This is a genomic window from Thalassoglobus neptunius (assembly GCF_007859735.1).
GTDB lineage: Bacteria > Planctomycetota > Planctomycetia > Planctomycetales > Planctomycetaceae > Thalassoglobus > Thalassoglobus neptunius.
On sequence record NZ_SIHI01000001.1, the window covers coordinates 660,909 to 672,089 of the forward strand.

Below are 11,181 nucleotides of genomic sequence, written 5' to 3' on the forward strand. Positions count from 1 at the left end.
GAACCGCCCTTTTTTTTGTGTCGATAGGAAATGGTGTTCGCGAATTCTCTGTGCAATGCAAACGTTTCCCTCGAAGGAGCGACTTTAGGTCAGCGGGAAGCAAACTCAGATTTGGTTTACTTGTGAGGTCTGACCGAAGTCGACAGTTGGCTGCGAAAAGAGATGAGTTCAGCCACGATACTGATGGCAATTTCCGGAACCGTCTGCGATCCAATTTCCAGCCCGATCGGTGCGTGAACGCGTTCCAGTTCGTGGGCTTCGATTCCCTGCGCGATCAGATCATCGAAGATCAATCGAATCTTTCTCTTTGAACCGATCATCCCCAGATAGCAGGTTTGCTTTCGAATTAAGTGGAACAAAGCTTCTTCGTCGTGGTTGTGTCCACGGGTCACAATGATACAGAACGAGCGCGGACCGAATTCCATCGAATCGATGACTTCATCGAACTCGCCAACGAGGCAGTGTTTGGCGTCCGGAAGATTTTGGGGATTGCAATAGATCTCCCGATCATCGACGACTGTCACTTCGAATCCCGTCTGGCTGGCGTATTCGCTCACTTTCTTCCCGACGTGACCGGCACCGAAGATGAACAGCTCAAACTTCGGAAGCGTCGGCAAATATGCCCATCCCTGAGACATCTTGGGTCTCGGGAGCGACTTGAGTTCGGGAATGAATCCGCTGTTGGAATTCGGGAAGTCGTGATCATCTGTTTGCGCGATCAGAGTGTTGTTGTGATCGAACAGATAGCGAGCACCCGCCGGAATTGTTCCGTCATCGTCTTCGATCCGGATGGCTTGGGTGAATCCTTCGCCAGAATCAATTTGCTTGAGGAGAGATTCGTAATACTCAATCCTTGAGTTTCCGCCGATTGGATCGATCAGCGTGATCATTCTTCCGCCACAAATGAGACCATCGTCCCAGCCGTAGTCGTGGTCCAGCTGGAATGTTTCGAGTTGTCGTTGAGATGTTGAGAGACATTCCAATGCCCGCCTCTTGACCTCTGCTTCGACACAACCGCCGCCCAAAGTTCCCACTTGCCGACCATCTTCATAGATCAGCATTGTGGCACCGGCCTTCTGAGGAGTCGACCCGCGAGTTTCGATCAAAGCTGTGAAGACAACGGGACGCTGCGTTCGGTGCGCGGAAAGAAGTGAATCGATGACATCGCGCATATTGGCAGAAAACTCATTCTCTAGAGCAAGTTGCTCTGTCCTGTGCACTCGCTTGCGCTGTTTCATCAGATGCAAGGCTGAGTTTGCTCGTGCGGGTGAGTGCAAACCAAATCAAAAAGTGCTCTCAATCAATTTTCGTGATGGTCTTCGCGAATTTGCACGGGTCCAAGGACGAAGACCATGCCCAATCGTCCCAGCGAGAACAAAGGCAAGTGCAACTGACGCTCTGATGTCTTGGCAACCGTTCGGGAAGGACTCCTCATCACGGAGACTTCAATTGATCTTAGAGCGGTTTTTCGCGATCAGCAAGGACTCGATCCAGTTGAGAGCGGGGGCTCATGCAAGAGTGAGCCCGTCAGGCAGCGGATCGATTTGGAAGAGGACACGACAAAACGACGTTCACTTGAACGGTATCAGCTTCAGCAGCGTTGCCTGACCGGCGAACCGTGACCCGAGTTCCGTAGGAATAGAGTTGAGTCAGGCTGACTTTGTAGCTGTCGTCGTCTGCCTCGCACCAACCTTCAGGAATGGAGTGAAATGGAGGAAAGACGGGAATGTGAAAGTGAACAATTCGATGCCCTTCGGCGAACTCAACGGTAAAGACACCTTCAAGCTGGTCGAGTTCACCTTCCACAACAGAACGGGTCCAGCTTTGCGTGACGTTGTCCGTGTCGCAGTGCTCTTCCTGAAGCTCCTGGAAGTTGAGAAATTCTGATGGAATCGTTTCGAGTTGGACAGGTGCGGCGTGATCGGTCTGTGGGGATATTTGTTGATACGACTGAGCTGGGATTGAAATTTGAGTGAAGTAAAGAATCGTCGCAACGAGGAAGAGTGTCAGGCAGAGTCCACAACCGATCAGGCCTAATTCGGCAGCTTCGAGATTAGAGGGCAACCACAACAGGCAAGACAGGATGCAGGCTGTGCCTGCCATGAAGTGAAATGGCGAGAGTGAACCCCGTTTTCGAGCGATGCCAATCAATCCGAAACAGACGACCAGAAAAGGGATCGCTGCGATCAGCCCGGACGGACCGTTCATTTGTGACACTGTAACGACACATTCGGTCAAGACACCGAGTCCGATCAGAATGAGCGCAAACAGTGGCCAAGTCCGGAAAGTCCTTGAGTCGGAGGGCACGAGAATCCTTTCTCGAATGAACGGTTCAGTGAAGCTGGCAGTTCAAGTCGTTCCGGAAGGGGCTTCGACTTGAAAGAACGTCTGTTCGCCGGAGAGTAACCCGAGGAATGGAATCAGGGCAATCGCGATTCCGTCGTTGATCTCATCGTGCACTCCAAGCTGCGAGATGAACAAGAGAAAATGACCTCGCTCGATGACCGTGCGAATTGGTCTCGGCCGCTTCGGGGACCAGCAGAAGGCTTCCCTGAAGAATGAAAGAAAGAAAGAGGGTGTTGACCTGGGATCAGCAGGCTCGGGAACACACCCTCTTTCTTCTATCCTGGAAATGGGTCTCGTTGTCCCACGGTCGTTACAATCCGCACAATCGGTGCCAGTGCCACAGGCGATAAATTCGGGATGTTCGATTCGGCTTGTAAGTGATTGTTTCGTAATGGTTTGCGTCTTTCTGGGAGTCGTTGAGATCGTGCCGGCCGCTTTGATGCCACGTCGAATGTGTCAAGAGTTCTGAATTTGGTTGAACAATTTGCGTTCAAATCTTCGACGCGCATTCCTGCAATCGAATCCAAAGCGAGGGCGCCCCGATCACTGAGGCAAGGTCTGGTTCCGGGCGAGATCTCAGGCATCGTCATCTCGGAAACTCAGCGATTCCCGAGAGAAGGCACAGCTTCCGTCAACTGTGGCGATTTCGAGTGAGTGCAGAGAAACCATGAGAATGGTCTAAGAAATTGCGAAAACTTATGGGTTTTCGTGACTTCAAACCCGGATTTCAGTGAAACGGGTCTAGAGTTGCTCACTCAAAATCTTGGAGAACGAAGGCGGATCCAATGAATTGCGAATCCTGCGGGGCAACGATCACTGCAGATGAACAACACGGTTCTTCTCTCTGCTTCGAATGTGAAGAGACCCGCTCTGCGACAGTGGCATCGATTTCATCCGATGGAGTTTCCCCAGCGAGTGAAGTGAGCGAGTGCCTTTGTCCGAGTTGTCGGATTCCGCTTCAATGCGGATTTCTCGACGAAGAGATCGTGGAATACTGTCGGCAGTGCAACGGGATTCTATTCGACCAGGACCACTTTGCCTCCACCGTCTGGAGTCGTCGAAGTTGCTATTCCGCGTCCGATGCCGAAGCACAACCTGTCGACCGCCAAGAACTGGCTCGCCATCGTCCGTGTCCTGTCTGTGATCGGATTATGGAGTGCCACGTCTATTATGGACCGGGGAATGTGGCGATTGATAGCTGTTGCGAGTGCTTGATCGTCTGGCTCGATGAAGGCGAATTGACTCTGATCGAACAAGCACCCGGCGAGCGTTCTTCCGCAAACTTGTGACCGCCGCTCACTGCTACTTTCTATGAATTTGACTGGCGAGTTCTTTTCACAAAAACGACAGCTTCTTCTGTGGTGGAGATCTGATTGTTGAGTTGTGCGTCGCGCACAGCTGTCAGAATTTCTCGGAATTCGGGTCCCGGTTCGAGTCCCATCTTGATGAGGTCTTGCCCATCGATGAGTTCCGGAGGACTGATGTCTTCAGGGGGATTCTGATCGAGAAAATTCTGGAGATGATTCCACTCGTCGAGGTGTTGACGCGTGACGTTGACTTCTGCTTGAGCGACTGTGAGCCAATCCGGAAAGAAGGGAGATTGTGCGAGCCGTTTGAGTTTCGCGAGATCCATGTGAGTGACATTTGCGAGCGTGTGGCGATTTTCAACCAGCCAACTAGTGCGTGCTGTCACGCGGTTTGAAAGTTTGAGACGTTTGCAAATCTCAGAGACCTCCTCAACGGATTGATGCGATGAGTTGGGAATGGCGTGGCCGGCGACGTCACGCAAAACGACAGCGAAGGCCGTCTCAAACAGCGGGGCCTCCAACTGGTGAAGGATGTCGAGGAGTTCGGTCCAGTTTTCAAGTTGGCTTTCAATGGAGTGTTCAATCACTTCTGGAAGAATGACTTGCAGGAGATTCAACGACTCACAGAGTTTCATGGCTGTGGCCCGTTCGCGGTCGATGAGCATCTTCCGAAACTCCTGAGCGATTCGTTCCGGGCTGACGACGATAATCTGTGAAGCCATCTGTGTAATGGCGTCCCCTGTGACTGGATCAAGAAGAAATCCGAGCGTGGCAGCGAATCGAACGCCTCTCAACATTCGCAGCTTGTCTTCAGACATTCGATCATGAGGGTCGCCAATTGCCCGAACAATTTTCTTCTTCAGGTCCTCCTGTCCGCCAACGTAGTCGAGAACCTGCTCTTCGATTGGATCGTAGAACATGCCGTTGATGGTGAAGTCTCGACGCTGAGCATCTTCTTCCGCGGTGCAGAATTCGACGGTCGTGGGACGGCGGCCATCGAGATACTCGCCTTCTCTTCGAAAAGTGGCGACTTCTATCTGACCACTCGATTTCGGTCCCCGAACGATCATCACGCCGAAGGACTCTCCGACAGCAAGAGTCCGTTTGGGACCGAAGATCTTTCGGACCGACTCAGGCGGGGCATCTGTCGCGACGTCAAAGTCGTTCGGTTCAATATTCCGAAGCAGATCGCGGACGCATCCCCCCGCCCAATAGGCTGTAAAGCCCTCGGACTTGAGGCGGCGAATGACTTCGATTGAAAAATCTCGTGGAGACACAGGAGCGGTCAATATTTTGGAACTTTGAATCTGGGAACGCGACTCGATACAGTTTGGGCGCAGAGACAAGAATCAACAAGGAGTCGAAATAGCGATGTCTGGAAAAACTGTATTGATTACTGGTGGTGGAACAGGCATTGGAGCGGGATGCGCACACGAGTTCGCCCGAGCGGGCTATCGAGTTGCGATTTCTGGTCGACGTGTTGAAAAACTGAAAGAGGTCGCGGACTCAGCGCCGGATGGTGCCGAGATTCTGTTTCAAGCTGCGGATGTTTCCTGTCGCGACGACGTCGACTCTCTGGTGAATTGGGCCAATGAGCAGTTGGGGCACGTCGACATCTTACTGAACTGTGCCGGAATCAATATTGCGAACCGCAAGATGGACGTTCTCAGTCCTGATGACTGGGACAAGTTGATGAAGGTGAACGCCACCGGAGCTTACAACATCATGCGGGCAGTCCTGCCGCAGATGCGCGAGCGGAAAGATGGTCTGATCATCAACGTCTCATCGATCGCCGGGTTGCGCGCCAGCCTTCTCGGTGGCGTTGCCTATAGTGCGTCGAAGTTCGCGATGACGGCGCTCGGGACTTGCGTTGGCTTGGAAGAGCGAGAGAACGGGATTCGTGTGACGAATGTTTATCCCGGAGAAGTCGAGACGCCGATTCTCGACGCCCGGCCGAATCCCGTGAGTGCGGAGCATCGAGCAAGAATCCTCCAGCCGAGTGACATTGCCTCAATGATCGTCGCAGTGGCAGCCCTTCCGCCGCGAGCTCACGTTCCGGATCTCGTGATCAAACCGACGACTCAGGAATTCTGCTAACCGAACAGGTAGCCGTTTCGCCGCGGACTCTCAACTGTGATGCTCACCGCTTGATTCAAAGCGTTCAGCATCACTTTGAATGGAGAGGACTTCGGTTCAGTTTCCTGAAAGTTCTCTCGATGTCTTCGGGCCAATTCTCCGTGGAGACCTGCTCGGACGGATTACGCGAGAGGGGATGGCGTCGAGTTCGATGTTCCGGAGGAGTCCGAAACTGAACCTTGTTTGCCAGCCGATTGTGATGGCTGAACGGATAAGGTTCAACGTGTTGAATTGCTTCAATCGTCTGCACAGGTTCCGGTGAATAGGACTGTTCCAGTTCGAGTGCAGGTTCCGGCGGGGTAATGTCTGGAAGAGGTGGCGGAAGCTGAGTCGATTCATTCAGCGGAATGCTTGGGAAGACGGGCTCGTGATTTCCCTGCGAGAGATCTGTCATCGCTTCATAGTAGTGCCAGAACTGCTGGGAATAGGGCATCACCGGGGACATCTGAAAGCGTTGAGCGGTGCTCGATTGACTGAAGATGTGGTGATAGTTGTACGGACGAAAGGAATGAAACCCTCCGTAATACGGCATCACCTTGATGTATCCGTGCTTCCAGGGTTCCTGGTCGTCGTAGAAGTACAACGGCTCGCTGTTTCCGACAGTGAATGAGCCATGCACTGTTGGCCCAGCCTGTTGGATGGGGACATCGGCTGGCACAGGAGGTTGACCGGCTTGCGCTCGTGCCATCGATGGCATGACGATCGCCAGCAAGACGAAGAGTGAGGCAGGGGTCAGAGATCTCATCGACAGAATCCTGTCTGTATTCGACGCGAAGTCTCGGCCGCGTTGGCTTTCTGGAAGTGTGAATGACAATCCACATTCCTAGTCATCGGCTTGCGATTGGAGGAACTGAGTCAAAAGAGGGAGTCAAAAGCCAGAAAATTGACGTGGCCGTCATAACCCTCTTGATTGGTTTGTTCGACTTGAGACTGGGGCTGTTTCAGGTCATTTCTGTGGAATCATTCAACATCATTTTGCCACAGTTTGTAGGCTCATGAAGTGCTTTTATCATCCTCTGAAGGGTCGGACCTGTGCGACATCGATTCACAATGACTTTCATCGTTCTGGCGACTTTCGGGGTGAGCGAATGCACTCTCGATGCGGCAAGGGCTCAGGAACAAGTGGTCCCCAGTGTGGAACCCCGTGTTCCGGAACCTCCCGTCTTTGAACCCAATCCTGAACCGATTGAGAATCCTCCGATGAGTGAATTTGAACTCTCGGAAGGAAAGCCCTGGAATCCTTTGTGGTCAACTCAGCATCTGCATCCAACGGTCGGTCCATCAATCTCGGGCAGGTATCACTATCGATATCCTTACTTCAGCTACCGACGACCCTGGTTTCCTGCAGGTCCGGCAAGTCGCACCGTCGACATTATCTGGTAATTCCCGCTGAGTGGGCCACCAGAGGAAAGGGGAACGTTGAATTCACTGAACGCATGTGCGATAACCAACTTCGCCAAAGAGAGGATCGCGATAAACATTGGCTGAACAGTGAATAATCAACATGTCAGTCATCAGTAAGATTCGACGGTTGCTGCAACTTCTCGAACGATTGGAATCGGGGCGAATTCACAATACCAAGGAGTTGGCGGATTTTCTGAAAGTGAGTCGACGAACGATCTTTCGAGACATCAAGACTCTGCAGGATTCCGGGATTTCAATTCTTTACGATGCGAGCCAGCGGGGCTATTGGATCTCCGAGAGTCCCTATCTTCCTCCGACAGATCTCACGCTTGAAGAGACGTTGTCATTGGTCTTGTTGTCTCAAGAGTTGGGAAATTCGAAACGTGGAATTCCGTTCTTCGAAACGGCAGGTGAAGCTTCAATGAAGCTGCAAAGCAACCTGCCGAATCATCTCAAAAGCTACGTGGGAGAACTCACGACCGGTGTCAAGATGGGGACCGAACCGAAATCGAGTCTCGACGATTCCCGCAGCCACTACGATCGCGCACTGGCGGCAATCGCTGAAAAGAAAAAGCTTCGCATTCGATACGACAGCCTCTACGACCAGAAAGAGATCAGTACGCTTGTCAGCCCTTATCGCGTTTTCTTCAAGCGTCGATCGTGGTATCTCATCGGGCGTTCTTCGATCCACCGGGCAGTGAGAACATTTCATCTGGGAAGAGTCCACGAATCGTCGCTGACTGAAGATACGTTCGTCGTTCCGAAACGGTTCAGTCTCGAACAGTATTTCGGCAAAGCATGGAATATGGTTCGTGAACGAGGAAACAGAAAACATGTGGTCGTCCGCTTCGCGCCTCTCGTCGCCAGAAATGTGGCGGAAGTGACGTGGCATGCGACTCAGACCGTCATCTGGAACGATGATGGGACCATCGACTTTCATGTCACCGTGGATGGCATTCACGAGATTTCGTGGTGGATTCTCGGGTATGGAGACAAAGCGAAAGTTCTGGAGCCACCCGAGCTTGTGGAGCTGATTCGATCGCACATTCGAAATATGTCCGCGAACTACGAGCAACCGGAGAGTGACGAGCGGGATCGCGACTGATTGGGCAGCGAACATTTCTTCTCGCACGCTTTGCCCAGCTTCTCTATTCGGTCAATCAATGTGTCGATTTTTGCCGGTTGCTTCCTTGAGTGGCGGCCCCTGTTTGATTCCATGTTGGCAGAGCTTGACTGTGCAACTAGAGTCTCGAACTGATTCTCTCCGCGAATGAACAGGAGCTATCAACCGTCAATCCCTTGGGAAGGATTCCCATGCGACGCTTATTCTTACTGCTGACAGCAACTTCTTTAATGGTCAACGGTTGTACGATGATGCAATGGTTGGCACCCCATCAGTTGTGGAAACTCAACCGGCAGCCGGCGATCAGCCGGGATGACGCCTATTTCAGCATTCCGGCTGAACCAGTCGAGTCTGCCTCCGACCGTGAAGCGGTGTCGACGACTGCGTTCTGAGCCACTTTCATGGTTTCTCTGCTTTAGGACCAATTCAAAACCTGACGGCAAATTTGGTGTTCAGGGAGGTTGTTTTCGGGAAGACGACACTTCGTCAAGGACGACTGCGAAATGTATGAGTATCAACAACAAAAACATCCCCTGCAAACTTTTCAGTTCTGGTTTGTGATTCTGATTTGTGTGTGTGGCGTTGCCGCCTGGCAATCCGGGATGCTGGCCGACCGAAACGTTGAACCCTCGGTCACTCGTCAAGTTGTGAATGTCCCTGACGAGGCGATGCCTCCGATTCCTGGTACAGACAAAGATCGCTCTCCATCGACGAAATCGAACGATCAGATTGCGGAAAACGACCAGATTGCGGCCACTGTTGAGCAACCAGAGACTGAGACTCAAGCTGTCGACCTCACCATTCCCGAAGCTCCAATGCAGACAGAGGAACGGGATTCCTCAGAGACAACTCAGCATCGACTGGACGACAATCAGTCGACTGGAGATTTGGAATCCGACGCTCCGAAAGTGATCACTCTCTCGTTCAACCAAGTCGTTGAAGCGGATTCCTCAGAGTCCGGGATTCAGCAGGTTGCGGCAGTCACCACTGCTACAACGCCAGAAGAGCACGACTTCTCCTTACCGGAGTCAGAGTCTGTTGAGGAAACCGCCGATCACCTCAGTGAGAACGGGAATGTTGAAGCGAGTCACATCGACGAAGTGCACGAATTGCGTCCAGCCCAGCCTCGCCTGAAAGCTGTTCCGTTGGATCTCGAATCGATCGATACGATGGTCGCAGAAGGAAGAGAAGTTGAGGCACTCCGACAGCTTTCCATCTGGTACTGGAAAGAACCGGCTTCTCGCTCGCAATTTTCTGATCGATTGACGGTTCTGTCCCGACGCGTCTATTTCCACAAACAACCGCATTACATCGAACCGTATGAAGTTGTATTCGGTGACAGCCTCGAAACGATCGCCAAGCAGTATCAGGTTCCGTGGGAATATCTGTCGCGGATCAATCAAACTCCTCCGGACCGAATCCGCGCCGGACAGAAGCTCAAAGTCAATCAGGGACCGTTTGACGTTGTCGTCGATTTAAGCGACTACGAATTGACCGTCCACTCACAAGGATACTTTGTCGTCCGAATGCCGGTTGGTATTGGACGCGATGGATTGACTCCGGTTGGAAGATTTCGTGTCACCGAGAAAGTGGCCGAGCCAACTTATCAAGGTCAACACAGAACGACAGCCAGCTCCCATCCCACAAGTTCGGACGGGAAATTCTGGATCGCTTTCAATGACGAAGACGCTTCGCTCAATGGCATCGGGTTCCACGGCACGATCGATCCCGAATCGATCGGGAGAGCAGAATCGAATGGATCCATTCGATTGCACAATCAGCACATTCAAGATCTGTTCCACCTTGTCACAGTCGGCTCCGAGGTCGTGGTCTGCCACTGATCTCAAACGCAACTGTTAGAGCGTTTTCTGATTTGGTTTGCACTCACTCGCACGAGCAAACTCAGTTTTTTATCTTGTGAAAGAGTTCAAGCGAGTGCACAGGAAAGAGCAACTTGCTCTAGCGGTCGGCGATTTGTTCGAGGTGATCATCCATTTCCTGCGCTCGAATTTGCCACGCAAACCGGGATGCCAGCTCACTCGCTTCCGTCTGTCGAGAATGAAACCGTTCGGGATCAGAGAGTCGAATCTCACTCCAGCGTTTGATGGAATCGGCAAGTTCCTGAGTGGTCCCGTCGTACAGAAATGACGAAGCTTGGTTGACCAGCTCCGGGTAGGACAACCGATTGGGAAAGACGGGCAGACACCCGGCCGACATCGCTTCCACAGCTGCAATTCCGAAGAACTCATGAATCGCTGTTGAGACGATGAGGTCGGAAGAAGCAAGAATCCGACGATACTCTTCCACGGATTCGGCGTATCCCCAGTTCTCAATATGATCGGAGAATCGGTGGGAAGCCTCTTCGAAACATTTCGGGACTTCGCGAAACGTTTCTCCAACGACGTTCAAGCGAAACTCGACTCCCGCTGCTTTCAGTAGATCGAGAGCTTCGAAAAACTGCTGAGGGTTCTTGTCGTGTTCCCAACGTGCTGCCCAGAGAATCTGTATCGGTCCATCGCTGGTCGTTCGCAGTGGAATGGGATCGATGGCGGGCGAGTGAACTTCCGAAACGACTCGGCACCTGTTCAGTGATCGCTGCCATCTTTCATTGTCAGCAGGTGCCAGCTTAGGAGCACTCTTGAGAAACGATTCGATCTCCGAAAACAGAGTTTGCCTGTGAAAGTCGGAGTTAAACCAGGTGACGTCCGCTGAGAGGCTATCCGGAAACTGAGGTTTTGTGAAAGTCTGGTTTTGTTCACACTTTGCGGTTCATCAACGCAAAGGAGTGCACGGTGTCCGAGGCGATTCGAAAAGCGTACCCAAGTGACCTGACTGACCTTCAGTGGGAGATGATCGAAATGATTC

At 52.2% G+C, this 11,181-nt stretch carries 11 protein-coding genes; 6 read left to right on the top strand and 5 right to left on the bottom strand.

The genetic code is table 11. The features are described from left to right. Window positions 1–116: 116 nt before the first annotated feature. The gene (locus KOR42_RS02595) at window positions 117–1,172 is read right to left on the bottom strand and encodes an XdhC family protein (RefSeq protein ID WP_146507054.1); all 1,056 of its coding nucleotides are present in this window, start codon (window positions 1,170–1,172) and stop codon (window positions 117–119) included. A gap of 355 nt (window positions 1,173–1,527) precedes the next feature. Further along, on the bottom strand, window positions 1,528–2,217 hold the full coding sequence (locus tag KOR42_RS02600) for a hypothetical protein (protein ID WP_231740604.1): 690 nt from the start codon (window positions 2,215–2,217) through the stop codon (window positions 1,528–1,530). A gap of 914 nt (window positions 2,218–3,131) precedes the next feature. Here KOR42_RS02600 and KOR42_RS02605 point away from each other — a divergent pair. Further along, window positions 3,132–3,635, top strand: coding sequence for a TFIIB-type zinc ribbon-containing protein (locus KOR42_RS02605; protein WP_146507056.1), 504 nt, complete (start codon window positions 3,132–3,134; stop codon window positions 3,633–3,635). Window positions 3,636–3,655: 20 nt separating this feature from the next. Here the strand turns inward: KOR42_RS02605 and KOR42_RS02610 are convergent, their stop codons facing one another. Then, a complete protein-coding gene (locus tag KOR42_RS02610; protein WP_197440796.1) occupies window positions 3,656–4,930 on the bottom strand; it encodes a CCA tRNA nucleotidyltransferase in 1,275 nt (424 codons plus the stop codon). Between the two features lie 94 nt (window positions 4,931–5,024). Here KOR42_RS02610 and KOR42_RS02615 point away from each other — a divergent pair, with 94 nt between their 5' ends. Beyond that, on the top strand, window positions 5,025–5,750 hold the full coding sequence (locus KOR42_RS02615) for an SDR family oxidoreductase (RefSeq protein WP_197440797.1): 726 nt from the start codon (window positions 5,025–5,027) through the stop codon (window positions 5,748–5,750). A 70-nt stretch (window positions 5,751–5,820) separates the two neighbouring features. Here KOR42_RS02615 and KOR42_RS02620 read toward each other — a convergent pair whose 3' ends face one another. Beyond that, the gene (locus tag KOR42_RS02620) at window positions 5,821–6,534 is read right to left on the bottom strand and encodes a hypothetical protein (RefSeq protein ID WP_146507059.1); all 714 of its coding nucleotides are present in this window, start codon (window positions 6,532–6,534) and stop codon (window positions 5,821–5,823) included. Between the two features lie 305 nt (window positions 6,535–6,839). On the opposite strand from KOR42_RS02620, the gene KOR42_RS02625 reads away from it, so the two are divergent. The 4 genes from KOR42_RS02625 to KOR42_RS02640 all read left to right on the top strand — a co-directional run bounded on the left by KOR42_RS02625 (window position 6,840) and on the right by KOR42_RS02640 (window position 10,157). Continuing rightward, a complete protein-coding gene (locus KOR42_RS02625; protein WP_146507060.1) occupies window positions 6,840–7,172 on the top strand; it encodes a hypothetical protein in 333 nt (110 codons plus the stop codon). A 121-nt stretch (window positions 7,173–7,293) separates the two neighbouring features. Further along, complete coding sequence (locus tag KOR42_RS02630) at window positions 7,294–8,298, top strand: helix-turn-helix transcriptional regulator (protein WP_146507061.1); 1,005 nt, start codon at window positions 7,294–7,296, stop codon at window positions 8,296–8,298. Between the two features lie 209 nt (window positions 8,299–8,507). Further along, window positions 8,508–8,708, top strand: a complete 201-nt coding sequence (locus KOR42_RS02635; RefSeq protein ID WP_146507062.1) for a hypothetical protein — start codon at window positions 8,508–8,510, stop codon at window positions 8,706–8,708. Window positions 8,709–8,819: 111 nt separating this feature from the next. Further along, window positions 8,820–10,157, top strand: coding sequence for a L,D-transpeptidase family protein (locus KOR42_RS02640; RefSeq protein ID WP_146507063.1), 1,338 nt, complete (start codon window positions 8,820–8,822; stop codon window positions 10,155–10,157). Between the two features lie 118 nt (window positions 10,158–10,275). On the opposite strand, the gene KOR42_RS02645 is transcribed toward KOR42_RS02640, so the two are convergent. After that, complete coding sequence (locus tag KOR42_RS02645) at window positions 10,276–10,983, bottom strand: glycosyltransferase family 4 protein (protein WP_146507064.1); 708 nt, start codon at window positions 10,981–10,983, stop codon at window positions 10,276–10,278. Window positions 10,984–11,181: the final 198 nt, after the last annotated feature.

Coding starts and splice junctions, on each gene's coding strand:
- KOR42_RS02630 (WP_146507061.1), top strand. CDS start 7,294: ATGTCAGTCATCAGTAAGATTCGACGGTTGCTGCAACTTCTCGAACGA.
- KOR42_RS02625 (WP_146507060.1), top strand. CDS start 6,840: ATGACTTTCATCGTTCTGGCGACTTTCGGGGTGAGCGAATGCACTCTC.
- KOR42_RS02605 (WP_146507056.1), top strand. CDS start 3,132: ATGAATTGCGAATCCTGCGGGGCAACGATCACTGCAGATGAACAACAC.
- KOR42_RS02615 (WP_197440797.1), top strand. CDS start 5,025: ATGTCTGGAAAAACTGTATTGATTACTGGTGGTGGAACAGGCATTGGA.
- KOR42_RS02620 (WP_146507059.1), bottom strand. CDS start 6,534: ATGAGATCTCTGACCCCTGCCTCACTCTTCGTCTTGCTGGCGATCGTC.
- KOR42_RS02635 (WP_146507062.1), top strand. CDS start 8,508: ATGCGACGCTTATTCTTACTGCTGACAGCAACTTCTTTAATGGTCAAC.
- KOR42_RS02595 (WP_146507054.1), bottom strand. CDS start 1,172: ATGCGCGATGTCATCGATTCACTTCTTTCCGCGCACCGAACGCAGCGT.
- KOR42_RS02640 (WP_146507063.1), top strand. CDS start 8,820: ATGTATGAGTATCAACAACAAAAACATCCCCTGCAAACTTTTCAGTTC.